The organism is uncultured Tateyamaria sp. (assembly GCF_947497045.1).
GTDB lineage: Bacteria > Pseudomonadota > Alphaproteobacteria > Rhodobacterales > Rhodobacteraceae > Tateyamaria.
Map to the genome: position 1 here is coordinate 319,951 of NZ_CANMEU010000003.1, position 19,951 is coordinate 339,901.

Annotated in this window: 18 protein-coding genes; 8 read left to right on the top strand and 10 right to left on the bottom strand. The window is 62.1% G+C overall.

Annotated elements, in window-relative coordinates:
• Nucleotides 1-19: 19 nt before the first annotated feature.
• Nucleotides 20-829: a serine O-acetyltransferase gene (cysE, locus tag Q0859_RS08370; RefSeq protein WP_299149697.1), complete on the top strand. Its 810-nt coding sequence runs from the start codon at nucleotides 20-22 to the stop codon at nucleotides 827-829.
• Nucleotides 830-906: 77 nt separating this feature from the next.
• Here cysE and Q0859_RS08375 read toward each other — a convergent pair whose 3' ends face one another.
• The 6 genes from Q0859_RS08375 to Q0859_RS08400 form a co-directional block, all read right to left on the bottom strand.
• A complete protein-coding gene (locus Q0859_RS08375) occupies nucleotides 907-2,187 on the bottom strand; it encodes a pyruvate dehydrogenase complex dihydrolipoamide acetyltransferase (RefSeq protein WP_299149698.1) in 1,281 nt (426 codons plus the stop codon).
• A gap of 12 nt (nucleotides 2,188-2,199) precedes the next feature.
• Complete coding sequence (locus tag Q0859_RS08380; protein WP_299149700.1) at nucleotides 2,200-3,582, bottom strand: pyruvate dehydrogenase complex E1 component subunit beta; 1,383 nt, start codon at nucleotides 3,580-3,582, stop codon at nucleotides 2,200-2,202.
• A gap of 14 nt (nucleotides 3,583-3,596) precedes the next feature.
• Nucleotides 3,597-4,607, bottom strand: a complete 1,011-nt coding sequence (gene pdhA, locus Q0859_RS08385; protein WP_299149703.1) for a pyruvate dehydrogenase (acetyl-transferring) E1 component subunit alpha — start codon at nucleotides 4,605-4,607, stop codon at nucleotides 3,597-3,599.
• 128 nt (nucleotides 4,608-4,735) lie between these two features.
• The gene (locus Q0859_RS08390) at nucleotides 4,736-5,035 is read right to left on the bottom strand and encodes a septum formation initiator family protein (RefSeq protein WP_299149705.1); all 300 of its coding nucleotides are present in this window, start codon (nucleotides 5,033-5,035) and stop codon (nucleotides 4,736-4,738) included.
• Nucleotides 5,036-5,126: 91 nt separating this feature from the next.
• Nucleotides 5,127-5,900, bottom strand: coding sequence for an SDR family oxidoreductase (locus Q0859_RS08395; RefSeq protein ID WP_299149707.1), 774 nt, complete (start codon nucleotides 5,898-5,900; stop codon nucleotides 5,127-5,129).
• A 73-nt stretch (nucleotides 5,901-5,973) separates the two neighbouring features.
• Entirely contained in the window at nucleotides 5,974-7,161 is a 1,188-nt protein-coding gene (locus Q0859_RS08400; protein WP_299149709.1) for a phosphoglycerate kinase, read from the bottom strand.
• Nucleotides 7,162-7,296: 135 nt separating this feature from the next.
• Between Q0859_RS08400 and Q0859_RS08405 the strand changes: the two genes are divergently transcribed.
• On the top strand, nucleotides 7,297-7,806 hold the full coding sequence (locus Q0859_RS08405) for a peptidylprolyl isomerase (RefSeq protein WP_299150203.1): 510 nt from the start codon (nucleotides 7,297-7,299) through the stop codon (nucleotides 7,804-7,806).
• Nucleotides 7,796-8,350 (top strand): peptidylprolyl isomerase, encoded by a 555-nt coding sequence (locus tag Q0859_RS08410; protein WP_299149710.1) that lies wholly within the window; start codon nucleotides 7,796-7,798, stop codon nucleotides 8,348-8,350. Before Q0859_RS08405 ends, Q0859_RS08410 begins: the two co-directional genes overlap by 11 nt.
• Nucleotides 8,351-8,492: 142 nt before the next feature.
• On the opposite strand, the gene Q0859_RS08415 is transcribed toward Q0859_RS08410, so the two are convergent.
• From Q0859_RS08415 to bcp, 4 genes are all read right to left on the bottom strand, one after another.
• On the bottom strand, nucleotides 8,493-8,993 hold the full coding sequence (locus Q0859_RS08415) for a polymer-forming cytoskeletal protein (protein WP_299149711.1): 501 nt from the start codon (nucleotides 8,991-8,993) through the stop codon (nucleotides 8,493-8,495).
• Nucleotides 8,983-10,314, bottom strand: a complete 1,332-nt coding sequence (locus Q0859_RS08420) for a M23 family metallopeptidase (RefSeq protein ID WP_299149712.1) — start codon at nucleotides 10,312-10,314, stop codon at nucleotides 8,983-8,985. Before Q0859_RS08420 ends, Q0859_RS08415 begins: the two co-directional genes overlap by 11 nt.
• Before the next feature lie 176 nt (nucleotides 10,315-10,490).
• Nucleotides 10,491-11,300: a ferritin-like domain-containing protein gene (locus Q0859_RS08425; protein WP_299149713.1), complete on the bottom strand. Its 810-nt coding sequence runs from the start codon at nucleotides 11,298-11,300 to the stop codon at nucleotides 10,491-10,493.
• A complete protein-coding gene (bcp, locus tag Q0859_RS08430) occupies nucleotides 11,300-11,761 on the bottom strand; it encodes a thioredoxin-dependent thiol peroxidase (protein ID WP_299149714.1) in 462 nt (153 codons plus the stop codon). The genes Q0859_RS08425 and bcp overlap by 1 nt, the downstream gene beginning before the upstream one ends.
• A gap of 72 nt (nucleotides 11,762-11,833) precedes the next feature.
• On the opposite strand from bcp, the gene Q0859_RS08435 reads away from it, so the two are divergent.
• The 5 genes from Q0859_RS08435 (at nucleotide 11,834) to lpdA (ending at nucleotide 19,906) form a co-directional block, all read left to right on the top strand.
• Entirely contained in the window at nucleotides 11,834-15,247 is a 3,414-nt protein-coding gene (locus tag Q0859_RS08435; protein WP_299149717.1) for a DUF3971 domain-containing protein, read from the top strand.
• A gap of 22 nt (nucleotides 15,248-15,269) precedes the next feature.
• Nucleotides 15,270-16,340: a tRNA preQ1(34) S-adenosylmethionine ribosyltransferase-isomerase QueA gene (gene queA, locus Q0859_RS08440; RefSeq protein WP_299149720.1), complete on the top strand. Its 1,071-nt coding sequence runs from the start codon at nucleotides 15,270-15,272 to the stop codon at nucleotides 16,338-16,340.
• An 82-nt stretch (nucleotides 16,341-16,422) separates the two neighbouring features.
• Nucleotides 16,423-17,691, top strand: coding sequence for an MFS transporter (locus tag Q0859_RS08445; RefSeq protein WP_299149722.1), 1,269 nt, complete (start codon nucleotides 16,423-16,425; stop codon nucleotides 17,689-17,691).
• Nucleotides 17,692-17,781: 90 nt separating this feature from the next.
• Entirely contained in the window at nucleotides 17,782-18,360 is a 579-nt protein-coding gene (locus Q0859_RS08450; protein ID WP_299149724.1) for a DUF924 family protein, read from the top strand.
• Nucleotides 18,361-18,508: 148 nt separating this feature from the next.
• Nucleotides 18,509-19,906: a dihydrolipoyl dehydrogenase gene (lpdA, locus tag Q0859_RS08455; protein ID WP_299149726.1), complete on the top strand. Its 1,398-nt coding sequence runs from the start codon at nucleotides 18,509-18,511 to the stop codon at nucleotides 19,904-19,906.
• Nucleotides 19,907-19,951 lie beyond the last annotated feature (45 nt).

The following is a 19,951-nucleotide window of genomic DNA, read 5'->3' on the forward strand; positions in this document are numbered from 1 at the left end:
CGCCCCGAGAGGACATGTTATGGCTGATCTGAGAACGAATATCGCAGCGATTGACCCGATATGGGATCAAATCACCGAGGAGGCGCGTCAGGCGGTGTCGGACGAGCCGTTGATCGGCGGTTTTGTTCATGCCTGTATCCTGCACCACAAATCCGTTGAAAAGGCGCTTTCCTACCGGATTGCGGCCAAGTTGGCATCCAATGAGATGTCGATGGTTGTGGTGCGTGAAATCGTCGAAGAGGCATATCAGAAATCACCTGCCTTGGTTGCGGCGGCCCGTGCGGATCTGGTGGCGGTTTATGAACGTGACCCCGCCTGCCACCGACTTGTGCAACCGATCCTGTACTTCAAAGGGTATCAGGCCATGCAGGCTTATCGCGTGGGCCATTTTCTGTGGAGCGAGGGCCATCACGATCTGGCCTATTTCTTCCAGATGCGTGTGTCCGAGATTTTTGGCGTCGACATTCACCCGGCCGCCAAGATCGGCAAAGGTATCATGATCGATCACGCCCATTCCATCGTCATCGGTGAGACAGCTGTGGTCGGCAATAACGTGTCGATGCTGCATTCGGTGACGCTTGGCGGGACCGGCAAGGAAGAAGAAGATCGCCACCCCAAGATCGGGGACGGTGTGTTGATCGGTGCGGGGGCCAAGATCCTCGGCAATATCCGGATCGGCGATTGCAGTCGGATCGCGGCTGGTTCCGTGGTGCTCGAAGAGGTGCCGCCCTGCAAAACCGTGGCCGGTATTCCGGCGCGTATCGTGGGTGAGGCTGGTTGTGATCAGCCCTCGGTGTCCATGAATCACATGTTGGGCAAGGATCAATAAGCCCGACGACAAATGAAGTGAAAAACGAGAAAGGCCGGAGCATCAGCTCCGGCCTTTCTTGCGTTTTGATGCACGGTTCAGGCCAGCATGGCCAACGGATTTTCGAGGTTTTCGACAATTGCATTCAGCAATTGCGCCCCAAGTGCCCCGTCGATCACGCGGTGATCGACCGACAGCGTGACGGACATGACCGTTGCTGCCGTCAATTCCCCGTCCTTGCCCACGATGGGTTTCTTCACACCGGCACCCACTGCGAGGATCGCGCCATGGGGTGGGTTGATCACGGCGTCAAAGTTGTCGATCCCGAACATGCCAAGGTTCGAGATGGCGAAGCTGCCGCCCTGATATTCGTGCGGCGCGAGTTTGCGGTCGCGGGCACGGCTGGCGAGGTCTTTCATCTCGGCGGACAGGGCCGACAGGGACTTGTGGTGCGCGTCCTGAAGCACGGGCGTGAACAGGCCCCCTTCGATGGCGACGGCCACGGCCACGTCCGATGGGGTAAGCTTGAGCACCTTGTCCCCGGCCCAGACTGCATTTGCATCCGGCACAGTCTGAAGCGCCAGTGCGCAGGCCTTGATGATGAAGTCATTGACCGACAGCTTCACGCCGCGATCCGCCAACTGGGCGTTCAGGGTGCCCCGGAATTCCAGCAGTGCATCAAGCTTGATGTCGCGGCGCAGATAGAAATGCGGGACAGTCTGCTTGGCCTCCGTGAGGCGGGCGGCGATGGTCTTGCGCATCCCGTCAAGCTTGACCTCTTCGTAGTCGCGCCCCTCGTACATCTTGGCGATGGTGTCCGGGGAGGGACCAGCCGCAGCGACCGCCGCCGCGGGCGCAGATGTGGACTTCTCTGCCGGTGCGCTTTGGGCGTTTTCAACATCCGCCTTGATGATGCGGCCATGCGGGCCGGAGCCTTTGATTGCGCTGAGGTCCAGACCTTTTTGTGACGCGATCCGGCGGGCCAAGGGCGATGCAAACACCCGTCTGCCATCGCTCGCCTTAGGCGCGGAAGGGGCGGGGACTGATGCCGGGGCGTCGGCTGCGGGTGCCGCTTCGGCCTTTGGCTCGGGCACGGCTGCCGGAGCAGAGGGCGCGCCGATGTCATCGGCGCTTTCACCATCTTCGAGCAGCACAGCGATGGGCGTGTTCACCTTGACCCCTTCGGATCCTTCGGCCACGAGGATCTTGCCCACAACCCCTTCGTCGACGGCCTCGAACTCCATCGTGGCCTTGTCGGTTTCGATCTCGGCCAAGAGGTCACCGGACGCAACCGTATCCCCCTCTTTCACCAGCCATTTCGCAAGCGTGCCTTCCTCCATTGTCGGAGACAGCGCGGGCATGAGAATTTCTGTCGGCATGTCAGCGGCTCCTCAGCGGTAGGTGACTTGTTTGACAGCGTCGATGACCTCTTGGGTGGTCAGCAGCGCGTGCTTTTCAAGGTTGGCGGCGTAGGGCATGGGCACATCCTTGCCCGTGCAGTTGATAACAGGGGCATCCAGATAGTCGAACGCTTCCTGCATGATGACCGAACTGATGTAGTTGCCGACGGAGCCTTGCGGCCAGCCTTCTTCTACCGTCACGCAGCGGTTGGTTTTCATCACGGATTTCAGGATTGCGCCGGTGTCCATCGGGCGCAGGGTGCGCAGGTCGATGACCTCGGCGTTGATCCCGTCCTCGGCCAGTTTATCGGCCGCCTCGAGGGCGTATTGCATCCCGATCCCGAAGGAAACGATGGTCACATCATCGCCCTCGCGCCAGATGCGCGCCTTGCCGAACGGCACCGTGTAGTCATCCAGATCAGGCACATCGAAGGTGCGCCCATAGAGGATCTCGTTTTCGAGAAAGATGACCGGGTTGGGGTCGCGAATGGCCGTCTTCATCAACCCCTTATAGTCGGAGGCCGCATAGGGCATCGCAACCTTGAGGCCGGGGATCTGCATGTACCACGCGGCGTAATCCTGACTGTGCTGCGCGCCGACGCGGGCAGCGGCACCGTTGGGGCCACGGAACACCATGGGCGCACCCATCTGACCACCCGACATATACAGCGTCTTGGCCGCAGAGTTGATGATATGGTCAATCGCCTGCATGGCGAAGTTGAAGGTCATAAACTCGACAATGGGACGCAGACCGCCAAAGGCCGCACCGACCCCGATCCCGGCAAAGCCGTGTTCGGTGATGGGCGTGTCGATCACGCGCTTGGGGCCAAATTCGTCCAGCATCCCTTGGGAAATCTTGTAGGCACCCTGATACTCGGCCACCTCTTCGCCCATCAGGAACACGGTGTCGTCGGTGCGCATTTCTTCGGCCATGCCGTCGCGCAGGGCCTCGCGCACGGTCTGCTGTTTCATTGCAGTGCCTTCGGGCCAGTCGGGGCTGGTGTCGACCTGGGGCTGCGTGGGCCGCGTGTCGGGAGTGGATGCGGTGTCGGGCGCTGCGGCCTTGCCCTCGGCGTCATTCAGTGTGGCGGGGGCAGGGGCGCTGGAGGCTTCGATATCATCCGCGCTTTCGCCGTCTTCGATCAGCACCGCAATGGGTGTGTTCACTGCGACCCCTTCGGTGCCTTCCGCGATCAGGATCTTGCCGATGATCCCTTCATCGACGGCTTCGAACTCCATCGTCGCCTTGTCGGTTTCGATTTCGGCCATGATGTCGCCGGATGCGACGGTGTCGCCTTCCTTGACGAGCCATTTGGCCAGCGTGCCTTCCTCCATGGTGGGGGACAGGGCGGGCATAAGAATTTCAGTTGCCATTGTCGTCTCTCCCCTTACGCGGTCTGCGGTGCCATGTCGGCATAGATGTCGGTCCAAAGCTCATCAAGCGCGGGCTCGGGGCTTTCCTTGGCGAACTCGGCGCTCGCGTTCACGATGTCCTTGATCTCCTTGTCGATGGCCTTGAGGTCCTCTTCGGAGGCGTGCTTGCCGGTCAGCAGCATCGAGCGCACGGCCTCGATCGGGTCGCGCTCATCTCGCATCTTCTGGACCTCTTCGCGGGTGCGGTACTTGGCCGGGTCAGACATGGAGTGGCCGCGATAGCGGTACGTCTTGATCTCAAGAATATAGGGGCCCTTGCCCGCGCGGCAGTGCTCGACCGCCTTTTGACCGGCCGCCTTGACGGCCAGCACGTCCATGCCGTCCACTTCCTCGCCCGGAATGCCATAGGCGGCTCCGCGTTCCCAATAGCTGGGCGATTTGGTCGAACGCTTGGTCGACGTGCCCATGGCGTACTGGTTGTTTTCGATCACGAAAATGCAGGGCAGCATCCACAGCTCGGCCATGTTGTAGGCCTCATAGACCTGGCCCTGGTTCGCCGCGCCGTCCCCGAAATAGGTAAAGGTGACGTTGTCATTGCCCTTGTACATGTCCGAAAAGGCGAGACCCGCACCAAGCGGCACCTGAGCGGCAACAATGCCGTGGCCGCCATAAAAATGCTTCTCTTTGGAGAACATGTGCATCGAGCCGCCCTTGCCCTTGGAATAGCCGCCCTCGCGGCCTGTCAGCTCGGCCATGACGCCCTTGGGGTCCATCCCGCAGGCCAGCATATGCCCGTGATCGCGGTAGGACGTGATGCGCTTGTCGCCTTCCTTGGCGGCCGCCTCAAGGCCGACAACCACCGCCTCTTGTCCGATGTAGAGGTGACAAAAACCGCCGATAAGCCCCATCCCGTAAAGCTGACCCGCTTTTTCCTCAAAACGGCGGATCAAAAGCATGTCGCGATAATAGGTCTTCAACTCCTCCGCTGACACGTTCGGTTTTTTTGCGGCTTTGCGTGCGGCCATAGGGGGCGTCCTCCTCGAAAGCGGGATAGTTTAGCGTTAAACTATTCTTTACAGGATTCGGTTCCGCCACGCGAGTGTCAATCTGCCGCAAGGGCAACTTGGGCAGGTTTCCGACTGAAAACGGGGGGTTAGCGGATCACGATCTCGTCGCTGCGCAACATGCCAAGGATGCTGCGGGCCTGTTCATCGAGCAGATCAAGATCAAGGTAATCGTCCGACAGCCGTTTGGTCAGGTTCTCCATCCGCGCCACATCGGCCTGCACCCGCATCAACTGATCCGACAGCGCGCGCGCCTCGGCGTCGATCTCGGCCCGGCGGAACAACCCATAATCGCCCTGCACGGCGGCAAAGGTGAAATAGGTGCCCAAGGCGAAGGCCACGGCGAAAAATATGAAGGTGCCCAATGCGGGACGTGCGGTGCGGGTCATGCTGGTCTGCCTGTCGTGCCGCCTCTGACGGGCGACTAAGGACACTATGGCACAGGTGATTCGCCGTGTGAATCCCTTTTGTTACAAGGCCCTAATGTTTTCCCATGATTTGTGCGGCAAGTCGCGTGGTCAGCCCGCGCGGCGAGACGCGGGGCAAAAACGCGAACAGCTTGTTCATGGCACCGGGCACCACGATCCGCTTGCCGATGCGCGCCTCGAGCCATCCCAGTTCCGCAACTTCGGAGGCTTTCATGGGCTTGGCGAGCTTCAGCAGCCGTACCCCGGACATATCCGCCTCCTCAAAAAAGTTCGTGGCCGTCGCGCCGGGGCAGAGCGCGGTGACGGTCACGTTGGTGCCGCGCAACTCTTCGGCGACCGCTTCGGAGAGCGACAGCACATAAGCTTTGGTGGCATGATAGACGGCCATGTTCGGCCCCGGCGTGAACCCGGCGACCGAGGCCACATTCAGCACGCGCCCCTTGGGCAGGCCCTGCATATGCGGGATCGCAAGTTTCATCAGCCGGGTGAGGGCCAGCATATTGACGTTGATCGAGCTTAACTCACGCTCCCAGCCCTGACCGGCATCGAAGGGCCCGTTATAGCCAAGCCCCGCATTGTTCACGAGTACATCAACCTCGCGCCCGTCCGTCGCCTCGGCCCAAAGCCGGTCCACCTCGGCCATGTCCGACAGATCGGCAGGGATCACCACGACCTCGACCCCGTTGGTGCGGGCATCAGCCGCGACCTTGTCAAGCTTGTCCCTGGAGCGTGCGGCAAGGATCAGGTTGCGCCCGTCCTTGGCTGCTATGCGCGCAAATTCGACACCCAGCCCTTCGGATGCGCCTGTGATCAGTGTCCATGCCATGTCCTGTGCTCCCTTGTGGTGCCTGAGGCTCTATATGGGGGTGTCTTGGGCGATACCAAGCCGTGCGGGGCAGCTATGACATCAGGGCCGCGACACCGGGCAGTTCCTTGCCTTCCATCCATTCCAGAAACGCGCCGCCTGCGGTCGAGATATAGGTGAACTCATCCGGGACCCCCGCCTGGTTGAGGGCCGCAACCGTGTCACCGCCCCCCGCGACTGTGATCAGGTTGCCCGATGTGGTGAGGGCCGCTGCCGCTTTGGCCGCCGCAACGGTGGCTGTATCAAAGGGCGCGATCTCGAATGCACCGAGGGGCCCGTTCCAGATCAGAGTTTTGAGGTCCGCGAATGCCTCTGCGATGGCGGCGGTGGAGGCGTCGCCCGCATCCAGCACCATCTGATCACTCTCCAGCACCGTATCGCTATTCAGCGCGATCACCTCATGTACGGCACCGGCCTTGAACTCCCGGGCCACACGTCCGTCGCTCGGCAGGATCACGGTGCAGCCCGCGTCCTTTGCCGCGTCCATGATCGCACGCGCCGTGTCGTGCAGGTCCGCCTCTTGCAGGGACGCCCCCATCTGCGCGCCCTGCGCGGCCAGAAACGTGTTGGCCATGCCACCACCGATCACCAGTACGTCGATCTTTTTGACAAGGTTCTGAAGCAAATCCAACTTGGTCGAGACCTTTGCCCCGCCCACAACCGCGCCCACAGGGCGTTTGGGGTTGGATAGGGCCGCCTCAAGGGCCTGCAACTCCGCCGCCATCAAACGCCCCGCGCAAGAGGGCAGCAGGTGCGCCACCCCTGTGGTAGAGGCATGGGCCCGGTGTGCGGCGGAAAAGGCGTCATTGCAGAACGTATCGCCGAGTGTCGCGAGGAATTGCGCCATCTGCGGATCGTTTGCCTCTTCCATCGAGGTAAAGCGGGTGTTTTCGACCAGGATGACCGCATCGCCGGCCTGTGTGTCGATCCAGTCCCGTGACGGGCGCTGCACGAAGGTCACCGGGCAGCCAAACGCGGCCTCAAGGGCGGGGACCAGTGGCTCCAGTGACATCTCGGGCACAAACTGTCCCTTGGGGCGGCCAAAATGCGCCAGCAGGACAGGGCTGCCGCCCTTGGCACGGATGTCGGTCACGGTGGGCACGATCCGTTCAATTCGGGTGGCATCCGTGATCTGGCCGTTCTCCATGGGCACGTTGATATCGACCCGCGTCAGAACCCGTTTGCCGCCCAGATCCATGTCGTCCAGCGTTTTCCAGCCCATCGCCCGTGCTCCTTTATGTTTATGCGTGATGTACCCCTTGCATCACCTCAAATGGGGCTTCGGTCAATGCACGACTTGTCCCATGGCGCTGGTCGGCATAGGTAGTCGAGCAACATGAAACCGAAAGAGGCGCATATGGCCGAGATCAAAGACCCCGAAAACACGATCCTGATGGAACTCAAGGGTGGCACCGTCACGATTGAGCTGATGCCGGATGTGGCCCCCAAACATGTCGAGCGGATGAAAGAGCTGGTGCGCGCAGGCGAATATGACAACGTTGCCTTTCACCGGGTCATCGACGGGTTCATGGCCCAGACCGGTGACGTCCAGCACGGCGACATGGAAGACGGGTTCAACATCCGCATGGCGGGCACGGGCGGGTCGGACAAGCCGGATGTCCCTGCCGAGTTCTCGAAGATCCCGCATTCGCGTGGGTCCATCGGGGCGGCCCGGTCGGCCAATCCCAACAGCGCCAACAGCCAGTTTTTCATCAACTTTTCCGACAATGACTTCCTGAACGGGCAATACACCGTTTACGGGCAAGTGACGTCCGGCATGGAACATGTGGATGCGATCACGCGCGGCGAGCCACCTGCCGAACCCGACCGCATGATCAGCGTCAAGGTGGCTGCCGATGCTGCGTAACACGCTTTGTGCTTTGGCAGTTCTGGCCGCAGCCCCGGCCTATGCCTCGGGCATCGACATCACGGTGTCGGGCGAGGCCAATGGCGTGATCTCGGTCAACCTGTTTGAAGACGTGGCCCCCGGCCATGTCGAGCGGATCACGACGCTGGCCGAAAACGGGGCTTATGATGGCGTCGTCTTTCACCGGGTGATTGATGGGTTCATGGCCCAGACGGGCGACGTGCAGTTCGGCCAGATCGACGGCTATGACGCGCGACGTGCGGGCACGGGCGGCTCGGACCTTGGGAACCTGGCAGCCGAGTTTTCGGAGGTGAATTTTGACCGCGGTGTCGTCGGCATGGCGCGCAGCAGCGATCCTGATTCAGCCAACAGCCAGTTCTTCATCATGTTTGCACCGGGTCCATTCCTCAACGGGGACTACACCGTTGTGGGTGAGGTGACGTCGGGCATGGACGTGGTGGACGCGATCAAACGCGGCCATCCGCGTTCGGGTGCGATCACGGGTGCGCCGGATGTGATGTCAAACGTGTCCGTCACGGACTAAGTGCGACACTTGAGTTGAAAAGCCCGCGGCGCGCAATCGCTGCGGGCTTTTTTGTGCCGCACAGAGCCGTGACGGACATAGAAAAAAGGGCGTCACACCGATGTGCGACACCCCTTCAAATCCGGGTTCCGGGTTACGCAGATCAGTCCGACTTGGGGGCTGCGGCTTGCGGGGCCGGTTGTTTCGCACCTGAGTTGAGCGGATCGTCCTGACGCTGCACGGAGCCTTCGAAATGGGCCCCGCTTTCGATCGCGATGGTCTTGTGGATGATGTCGCCCTCGACCCGTGCGGTCGACGTCAAGCGCACCTTGAGGCCGCGCACACGGCCCACGATACGGCCATTGATGACCACATCATCGGCAACCACTTCGCCCTTGATGGTGGCGCTTTCGCCGATGGTCAGCAGGTGGGCGCGAATGTCGCCTTCCACAGTGCCTTCGACCTGAATGTCGCCGGTGGTCTTCATGTTGCCCGTCACGTGCAGGTCTGCCGACAGGATCGAGGCGGGCGGCTTGGCCTTGGGGGCGCTGGCCTTGAATTCACTCGACTTGGGGGCCGAAGACGGGGCGGGGGCTGCGGGGGTCGCAGGCTTGGCTGCATCCGCATTGGGGCCCGGTTCGTTGATTTTGCTCTTAGAAAACATCGTTCGCTGCCTTGATATAGATCATGGGATTTACGGCTTTGCCGCCAACACGCACTTCATAGTGAAGATGGACGCCAGTGACCCGTCCGGAGGCTCCCATATCACCAATCCGATCCCCGCGCGAGACCCTTTGGCCAACTTTCACGCGGAGTTGCGACAGGTGGGCATAGCGGGTTTCGATACCAAACTCGTGCTGGATCTTGACCAGACGGCCATAGCCGGACTGCCAGCCCGCATGGGTGACAACCCCATCCGCCGTCGCATAAAGCGGCGTGCCAAGGGAGGCGGCGAAATCCACTCCATTGTGCATCCGCCGCCCACCCGTCTTAGGATCACGGCGGAACCCGAAGGACGAGGTGAAACGGAACGCATTTTTGACGGGGGCCGCAAAGGGGGCCTTCTGGGCTGCGATCCGATACAGGTTCAACTGGTCCATCTGGTTCAGCAGCCGATTGGCGCGCAGCTCATCCGGGCTTGGTTCCTCGCCACGGGTCGAGAATGAAATCGGGGTCAAGGGGCCGCCCTGACCGGAATAGCCCTGGCGCACCTGTTCGATGATGCGATCCGTGGGCATGCCAGCGGCCCGGAACATCTTGTCCAGAGGCGAGACCGAGACGCTCATGGCTTCTTCGAGCTGGCGGAAAATCTGGTCGTTCTGTTCGCGCATCAGCGCGATTTCGGTCGCCATCTCGTCGGCGGCCAGCAGCGCGTCCTGCGCGTCCTGCACCACCTTATCACGTTCGGCGGCGGTTTTGGCCAAGGCCTCGGCCACGAAATCCATCGGAGCCCCGCCGCCAGCCGATGCCAGCGCCGTGCCACCGGTCCCGGCTTCAAGGTTTTCCTGCAAGGCCGCCAATTCGGTGCGGGCCGCCTCGCGGGCCTGCATCGTGTCGCGCAGGGTGGACTGGATCACGTCGATCCCGGTTTCTACCTCACGGCGGCGCGTCTCTGATTCGAGCAGTTCGGACTGCATCACCGAAATCTGGGTGAGGGCGGCGTTAAAGCGTTCCTGGGCGGCCAGGGCCTCTTCGGCGCGGGCATCGCGCTGCGAGGATAGATCGTTCAGACGGGCCTGATAGGTCTTTTGATCACGCTTGGCTTGTTCGCGAAAGTTTCCGGCCCCGATGCTGTCCATCAAAAGGATGGCGGTGGCCACGATGGCCCAGGCCACCAAAAACGAACTGCCGGCAAAGGCGACAAGCTGCGTGCCAGAGCGCAAGCGGATGAATCGCGTGTCTGTATCAGACTTCAAAAACACACGGCGTTCTGGAAAATAGTGTTCCAGCAAACCATGCCACTTAATCCCGAGGCGTGTTCGCACTGCGTCCCGTCCCTTGTCCCATCTCAATCGCGGCGCTCGCATCCCCCAACACGGTGCCTTGGGGCCTGTGCATAAGGGCGTCGTGCGGTCGCGGCAAGCCTGATTGAATATTGGGCTGCCAAGCGGTGCGGATTTACGTCAAAGTGGCGGAAAACCGCGCATAGGATCCATACGGCTCAGTCTGCTATGGCCAAAGGCCAATAGAAATCAGGGGGTAACCCTGCGTCAGCCCGTTTTTCTTCGTTGAACGGGGGTTTGAGCGGACTGTGAAAATAGTGCTGGACCAGCCCGTGAAAGGCGGTTTTCGGGTCCATCTCGTGCCGCCCGCACAGGAAGTGAAACCACTTGGATCCATAGGCCACATGGGCCACTTCCTCGCCATAGATCGTCTCAAGAGCCGAGACGGCCTGATCCAGTTTTGCCTTTTTGAACACCTCGATCATGCCCGGTGTGACGTCCAGTCCGCGGGCCTCAAGCACCATGGGTACGACCGCAAGCCGCCCCATGAAGTCGTCCTTGGTGTCTTCGGCGGCGCGCCACATGCCCGCGTGGGCGGGCAGGGCCCCATAGAAACTGTCCAGGGCCTCAAGGCAGTCGCACATCAACCCGAAATGCTTGGATTCCTCGTCGGCGGCCTTCACCCAGTCGTCATAGAACCCGATGGGCATGGGCACATCCGTGAACCGCGCGATGATGTCCCAGTGCAGATCGACCGCGTTCAACTCGATATGGGCCACTGCGTGCAGCAGCGCGATGCGTCCCTCCGGGCTGCCGGGGCGGCGGCGGGGCACGTCGCGCGGGCTGAGCAACTCCGGTGCTGCGGGGCGGGCCGGGTGCAGCGGTGGGTCAGCGCTGCCGACCTCGGGCACCTCGCCAGCGGCGCGCGCAGCCTGCCAACGGGCCGCATATTCGCGCGACAGGGCGGTCTTTTCACGCCCCCCGGCCGTGCGCAGCACAGCCTCGGCCATCTGCGCGAGCGGCATCATCACAGGGCTTGCACCGCCGCCAGGACCGCCTCGGCGTGGTCGGGCACCTTGACCTTGGGCCAGACCATTGCCACATCGCCATTGGCGTCGATCAGATAGGTTGTGCGTTCAATCCCCATGTACTTCTTGCCGTACATGTTCTTTTCCTTCCACACGCCATAGTCCTCGCAGACCGTGCCGTTTTCATCCGACAGCAAGGGAACCGAAAGATCGCGTTTGGTCGCAAATTTCGCATGACTTGCCACACTGTCCTTGGAGATGCCAAAGACCTTGGCACCTGCGGCCTCGAACGCGCCCAGATGTTCGGAAAACGCAATCGATTCCTTGGTGCAGCCGGGCGTGTCGTCGCGGGGATAAAAATACAGCACCACAGGCCCGCCCTTGAGCGCGGACAGGGTCACATCGGCACCATTGCCATCAGGCAGCGTGAAATCGGGGGCAGGGGTCGCAATGTCCAGCATCATTTGGCCTTTTCGTCACATATCGGAAAGTTGTGACTGGCATGATAGGGCAGAGGCAGCAAGAATAAAGACATGAGCAGTGCCGATCCCATAAATCCGCCGCCACCCGTGCGGCGCAAACGCCTGTGGCGGCGTCTTGGCTTAGGCAGTCTGGTGATGTCGCTGATGACGGCGGTTGTGCTGGGGGCGCTGATCTATGTGCTGATGGGGCGGCCCGTGTCGGCCCCCGCATGGCTGCACGACCAGATCGAACTGCGCGCGGACGAGGCGATCAACGAAGGGCAATTGCGTTTTGATGCGCTGGATCTGGTTGTTGTTGACGGGATGATGCCGCAGGTGCGGATGAGCAATGTGCAGCTTGTCACCGAAACAGGGGCCGAGATCGTCGCCTTTGGCGAGTTGACCGCGGGCCTGTCGCTCACTGATCTGCTGCGCGGCCAGATCCGCCCCGCGCGCATCAGCATCAGCGGCATTTTCGTGAACCTGCAGCGTCAGGCGGATGGGTCTGTGCGCCTGTCGGGGGGGCTTGATCTGTCGGCTCCGACACGCGAGGCGGCGACCCTTGCCCAACTTATCGGGGGCATTGACGAGTTGCTGACCCGTGACGGGCTTGGCGCGCTGACCGAGGCGGATATCCGCGCGCTCACCCTGCGGGTCGAGGATCTGCAATCGGGGCGGGCCTGGACCATCGACGGGGGCCGGATGCGCCTGCTGCGCGATGATGACACGGTGCGCATCACCTCTGATCTGGCCTTGCTCAGCGGGGGGCAGGGGGTGGCCACCCTTGCGGCGAATTACGAAAGCGAGGTCGGCGCGACCGAGGCCAAGTTTGGCATTGCCGTTGCCGATATCGCATCGGGCGATATCGCGACCCTTGCGCCTGCCTTTGCGTGGCTTGATGTGTTGCGCGCCCCGATTTCGGGGGCGATGCGGGGCGGGGTCAATGCGCAGGGCGGCCTTGCACCGCTGAATGCGTCGCTGACCATCGGCGAAGGGGTGGTGCAGCCCAACGATGCGGCCCGGCCCGTGCCCTTCCAGTCGGCGCGCACCTATTTCAACTATGACCCTGTCGAGGGCGTGCTGGCCTTTGACGAGCTGTCCGTTGAAAGCGCGTGGATCACGGCCCGCCTTGACGGGCAGACCGTTCTGGGGATCGGGGCGGACGGGCAACTGGACGATCTGGTGGGCCAGTTTCAGGCCAGTGTCCTGTCGGCCAACCCCGATGACATATATGCCGAGCCGGTCAGCTTTGAGGCCGCCGAGATGGACTTTCGCCTCGCTCTGGACCCGTTCCGTCTGGATGTGGGGCAGGCGCTGTTTCAGGATCAGGGGCAGATGTTGCTGGCGCGTGGCACCCTGACGGCAGGGGGAGAGGGGTGGAGCTATGGGCTGGATGCGCAGATGGATGGTCTGTCGCCCGAGCGGCTGCTCGCGCTGTGGCCCGAACGGGTGATCCCGCCAACGCGCAAGTGGCTGGTCGAAAACCTCAAGGGGGGTCGTCTGAGCAATCTGGACCTGGTGCTGCGTGATACGCCCTCGGCCCCGACCACGGCCTATGCCAGCTTTGACTATGACGAGGCGCATGTGCGCTATGTCAAAACCCTGCCGCCCGTGACGGGGGCGCGGGGCACGGCCAGCCTGCTTGGCAACCGGTTTGTGGTGTCGGTGGATGCGGGGCAGGTGCGCGCGCCTCAGGGCGGCATTGTCGAGGTGGGTGGGTCGTCCTTTATCATTCCCGACGTCACAGCGCGCGAGGGTGCACCGGCGGTTGTGCGGGTCGAGGCGGCAGGCACCGTGACCGCCGCGCTGTCCTTGCTGGACCAACCGCCGCTCAGCATTATGAACAAGGCCGACTTGTCCCCCGGCCTTGCGGACGGGCGGTTGCAGCTGGCGGGCACGCTGGCGCTGCCGCTGCGACGGGGGATCAAGACGTCGGACCTCGAATTTGATGCCACGGGCACCGCGCGCAACGTGGTCAGCACGACGCTGATCGAGGGGCGCACGCTGGCCTCGGACACGCTGCGTGTTGTTGCCTCGAATACGGGTGTGACGGTGGCGGGCAAGGGTACGCTTGATGGGGTGCCTTACGATGCGACATGGACGCAGCCGCTGGCGCAGACGCCCCAGCCCAGCCGGGTCGAGGGCACGATCGAGCTGTCCGAGCGCACCATCGATGCCTTTCGGATCGGGCTGCCTGCCGGCCTTGTGCGTGGGCAGGGGGTCGGCAATATCACCGTTGATCTGCCCCTTGGCGGGGCTGTGCCCCGGTTCACACTCGCCACAAACCTGCGCGGGCTGCGCCTGTCATCGCCCCCTCTGGGGTGGAGCAAATCGGCGGGCACTGCCGGGTCGCTGACGTTGAGCGGCGCGCTTGGTGCGACACCGCGCGTGGATCAACTGACGCTGGATGCACCGGGCCTGCGGGCAACGGGGTCGATCACGCTGACACCGGGTGGCGGGTTGGAATTGGCGCGCTTTACGGATGTGCGCGTCGGGGACTGGCTGCGCGCGCCTGTCGATCTGGTCGGGCGCGGGCGCAATGCGGCCCCGGCGGTCGCGGTGCGCGGTGGCACGCTCGATCTGCGCCGCGCCGACTTTGGCGGGGCAGGGTCCGGCACGGGCGGGCAGCAAGGGGGCGGGCCGCTGTCGCTGGCGCTGGACCGGCTGACCATTACCGACACCATTGCGCTGACGGGCATGAGTGGTGAATTCAACATGGCGCGGGGGCTTGATGGATCATTCAACGCCCAAGTCAACGGAGGCACCGCGATCCGGGGGCAGGTGTTGCCGCAGAACGGGCGCAGCGCGATCCGCATCACCGGACAGGATGCGGGTGGGGTGGCGCGCTCTGCCGGGATCCTCAAACAGGCGCGGGGTGGGGACCTGTCGCTGACCTTGCTGCCTGTCGGCGCGGCAAGCTTTGACGGCAGCCTGCGGATCACTGAAACCCGGATACAGGACGCGCCCGCCATTGCAGCCCTGCTTAACGCTGTCAGCATTGTGGGCCTGCTGGAACAGTTGGGCGGCAACGGCATCCACTTTCAGGAGGTCGAGGCCGCGTTCCGCCTGACCCCCTCCACCATGGCGCTGACCCAGGCCAGTGCGGTCGGCCCGTCCTTGGGGCTGTCGATGGACGGAACCTACGATGTGACCCGGTCCATCCTCGATATGCAGGGGGTGATCTCGCCCATCTTCATCCTCAACGGGCTTGGCAGCATCTTTACCCGCAAGGGCGAGGGGCTGATCGGGTTCAACTATCGCCTGCGCGGCCCTGCCGCCAGTCCGCAGGTGCAGGTGAACCCGCTTTCGGCGCTGACACCGGGGATGTTCCGCGAGATTTTCCGCGCACCGGCCCCTGAACTGCCCGAGGTCGACGGCGGGGCGGGCAGCCCCACCCGGCCCGAAGCCTTCGCGCCCCCGCAGCAAGGGGAAACACGGGCGCAGCGCCGCCTGCGCGAGCGTCAGGAACGGCTTGATCAGCGCTAGGGCGCGGGGTAGGGGACCCGCCATGCGTCTGAGCGACTTTGATTTCCACCTGCCCGAAGAGTTGATCGCGACCCGCCCGGCGGTGCCGCGATCCTCGGCACGTTTGCTTGTGGCGGATGGGAGCGACACCCATGATGCGGTCGTGACCGATCTGGTGGACTGGCTGCGCCCCGGTGATCTGCTGGTGCTGAATGACACCCGCGTCATCCCGGCCCGCCTGTTCGGAACGCGCGCGCGCACCAGCGCCCAAGGCGACACAACGGCCCGGATCGAAGTCACCCTGCTTGAGCCACAATCGGATGGCACGTGGTCCGCGCTTGTCAAACCGCTCAAGAAGGTAAAACCGGGTGAAGAGGTGGCGTTCTCACCCGATCTGTCCGCCACGCTGACAGGAACCCGTGAGGGGCAGGGGCTGTTGCGCTTCAACCTGACGGGTGAGGATTTTGACGTGGCCTTGGCGCAGGCGGGCGCGATGCCGCTGCCGCCCTATATCGCGGCCAAACGGGCCGCCGATGAGCAGGACAAGACCGACTATCAAACGGTCTGGGCGCGCAACAGCGGGGCCGTCGCCGCCCCCACCGCCTCGCTGCATTTCGATGAGGCGCTGCTGGAAGCCCTGAGGGCACGCGGCGTGGAGATGACCCACGTGACCCTGCATGTAGGTGCGGGGACCTTTCTGCCGGTGAAGGTCGAGGATGTGACGACCCATAAGATGCACGCCGAATGGGGACAGGTCAGCGCGCATGCCGCAAATGACATTGCGCAGACCCAACAGCGCGGCGGGCGGGTCATTCCGGTGGGCACCACCGCCCTGCGCCTGATCGAGACGATGGCCCGAGACGGCGGGATTGCCGCTTGGGAAGGCGAGACGGATATTTTCATATATCCCGGTTTCGAGATGCAGGTCAGCGATGGGCTGATGACCAATTTTCACCTGCCCAAATCCACGCTGATGATGCTGGTGTCCGCCCTTATGGGACAGGACCGCGTAAGCGAAATCTATGCCCACGCCATCGCGCAAAAATATCGCTTCTTTTCATATGGGGATGCCTCATTGCTGCTGCCGCCCGCAAATGGGTCAAAATCGACATAAGTGCGTCGTATCCTTCGCTAGACAGCCCGTTGGCGCTCGTGACACGGCTGACCCACACCCTCGCGGACAGGAGGCCACAGCCATGATCCAGGTTTTGACAAGCGCATGGGCGCTTCTATTGGGCATGTTCCTGTTGATGGTGGGCAACGGGATGCAAGGCACGCTGCTTGGGGTCAGGGGCGAAATCGAAGGGTTTTCGACCTTCGAGATGTCGATTGTGATGTCGGCCTATTTCGCGGGGTTTCTGGGGGGCAGCCGCATGGCACCCCGGATGATCCGACGGGTGGGGCATGTGCGGGTGTTTGCGGCCCTTGCGTCACTGATTTCGGCGGTGATGATTCTGTATCCGACCTTTGCGGACCCATGGCTGTGGGCCATCGGGCGGGTGATCATCGGGTTCTGTTTTTCGGCAGTCTATGTCACGGCGGAAAGCTGGCTGAACGATGCGGCGGACAATTCGAACCGGGGGCAGGCGCTGTCACTCTACATGATCGTGCAGACGCTTGGGATCGTGGCGAGTCAGGCACTGCTGTTGACGGCGGACCCGTCGGGCTTTGTGCTGTTTGTGATCCCTTCGGTGCTGGTGAGCATCGCGGTCACCCCGATCCTGTTGTCGATCAGCCCCACACCCGCCTTTGATACCACCAAACCGATGAGCCTGCGGGACCTTGCCAAATTCTCGCCATTGGGGGTCTTCGGGATGCTGATCCTTGGCGGCGTCTTTTCGGCGCAGTTCGGGATGTCGGCGGTTTACGGGGCGCAGGTGGGGCTGAGTGTGGCGCAGATTTCGACCTTTGTGGCGACCTTCTTTATCGGGGCGGTGGTGCTGCAATACCCGATCGGCTGGTTGTCGGACCGGGCTGACAGGCGGCGCGTGATCGTGATGGCGTCCATCGTTGGGTTGCTGGGTTCGTTCATGGGCATGGTGCTGGGGGGCAACTTCGCCTTCCTGCTCCTGTCGGCCTTTGTGGTGGGGGGCGTCTCGAACCCGCTCTATTCGCTGCTGATCGCGCACACCAACGACTATCTCGAACACGAAGACATGGCGGCCGCCTCGGGGGGGCTGATCTTTGTCAACGGGCTTGGTGCGGTGTTCGGCCCGCTGGTCGTGGGGGCGCTGATGGAGAATATCGGCCCCTCCGGCTTTTATCTGTTTACCGGGATTCTGTTTGTCATACTGGTCGCCTACAGCGTCTATCGCATGACGCAGCGACCTTCGGTGCCCGTAGATGAACAGGGCACCTACGTGGCGATGTCACAAACCTCGACCACGCCTGTCGCCATGGAAATCGCGCAGGAACACGTCATCGACACTTACGAAGAGCCCGGCGATGACAGTCGGGTCGCGTAATATGTCGTGGATGTTGTATTTCGTGATTGGGTGGACCTGTAAAACAGATGTAACGATTGCGTAACGGGGCATGGGAACAGGAGAAAAACCATGGTGGGTCCGGACGACATCTTGAAATTCTGGTTGGATGAATGTGATCCGAACCAGTGGTACCAAAGCGATGATGCCTTTGATGCCGAACTGTGCAGCAGGTTCGAATCGACATGGCGGGCCGCATCCGAGGGCAAATTCGCCCTTTGGCTGACCTATCCTAATGGCGCACTTGCCTACATCATTCTGACCGATCAGTTTTCGCGCAACATGTTCCGGGATGATCCGCGTGCGTTTGCGATGGATCGGGCCGCGCTGGCGGCAGCCAAATCGGCCATCGCCAAAGGATGGGACCTGCGCATTGACCCTCCGGCACGCCAGTTCTTTTACATGCCCCTCGAACATTCCGAAAACCTCTGTGATCAGGACCGGGCCGTGCGCCTGATCTGTGAGCGGATGGAGGACGAGACGTTCTTGTTGCATGCGCGCGCTCACCGCGAGGTGATCCGCCAGTTTGGCCGCTTTCCGCACCGCAATGCCGCCCTTGGCCGCAAGACCACAGGGGCCGAGCAGGCGCATCTGGACAATGGCGGCTACGGTGCTGTCCTGCGCAGCCTTCAGGCCGACAAAGCCGCCTGAGGCCAACCTGCCTGCGCCCAAAACTGCTGATCAGACGCAGACTGCCCTTGCGTCAGGCGATTTGTCGCGCCAAGCTCGCGTTGAGATCATGGCGGAATTAGTTTAACGGTAAACTAATTCTGATGCAGCGGATGGCGAGGACATTGAAATGGCAGCGAGATCTTTTGACGTAGTGGTGGTTGGCTCTGGTCCCGGGGGCTATGTGGCTGCGATCCGTGCGGCCCAACTGGGCCTTAGCACCTGCGTCGTCGAACGCGAGAACCTCGGCGGCATCTGTCTCAACTGGGGCTGTATCCCGACCAAGGCAATGCTGCGCTCGTCCGAAGTGTTTCATCTGATGCACCGTGCCAAGGAATTTGGCCTCAAGGCTGACGGCATCGACTATGATCTGGACGCTGTCGTCAAACGCTCACGCAACGTGGCGGGACAACTGTCAGGTGGCGTCGGCCATCTTCTCAAGAAAAACAAGGTAACCGTGATCATGGGCGAGGGCACGATCCCGTCCAAGGGCAAGGTCTCCGTCAAAACCGACAAGGGCATCGAGGAGCTTGCGGCCAAGGCCATCATCCTCGCCACCGGTGCCCGCGCCCGCGAATTGCCGGGGCTTGAGGCGGACGGCGACCTGGTCTGGACCTACCGGGCAGCGCTGACCCCCAAACGGATGCCCAAAAAGCTGCTGGTCATTGGTTCAGGTGCCATCGGCATCGAATTTGCGAGCTTTTACAACACTCTGGGTGCCGATACGACCGTGGTCGAGGTCATGGACCGGGTGCTGCCCGTCGAAGATGCCGAGATTTCGGCCTTCGCCAAGAAGTCCTTTGAAAAGCAGGGCATGAAGATCATGCAAAAGGCGATGGTCAAGCAGCTTGACCGCGCCAAGGGCAGGGTCACGGCCCATATCGAAGTGGGCGGCAAGGTCGAAAAGCATGAGTTCGATACGGTGATTTCCGCCGTGGGTATCGTGGGCAATGTCGAAAACCTTGGTCTTGAGGCGTTGGGCGTGAAAATCGACCGCACCCATGTGGTCACGGACGAATATTGCCGCACCGGGGTCGATGGCCTTTATGCCATTGGCGACATCGCGGGGGCGCCATGGCTTGCCCACAAGGCCAGCCACGAGGGTACGATGGTGGCCGAGTTGATCGCGGGCAAGAACGACGTTCACCCGATCAAGCCGAACTCGATTGCGGGCTGCACCTACTGCCATCCACAGGTCGCCAGTGTCGGGCTGACCGAAGCCAAGGCAAAGGAAGCGGGCCACGACATCAAGGTCGGCAAGTTTCCCTTTATCGGCAACGGCAAGGCCATCGCCTTGGGCGAGCCTGAGGGGCTGATCAAAACCATCTTTGATGCCAAGACCGGCGAATTGCTGGGCGCGCACATGATCGGGGCCGAAGTCACTGAACTGATCCAGGGATATGTTGTCGGTCAGGCCCTTGAGACCACGGAAGAAGACCTGATGCACACCGTCTTCCCGCATCCGACCCTGTCGGAAATGATGCACGAGTCGGTGCTCGACGCCTACGACCGCGTCATTCATATGTAGGGTCGCGATACCGCGAAAGACAAAGGCATGTGCGACACCGCGCGT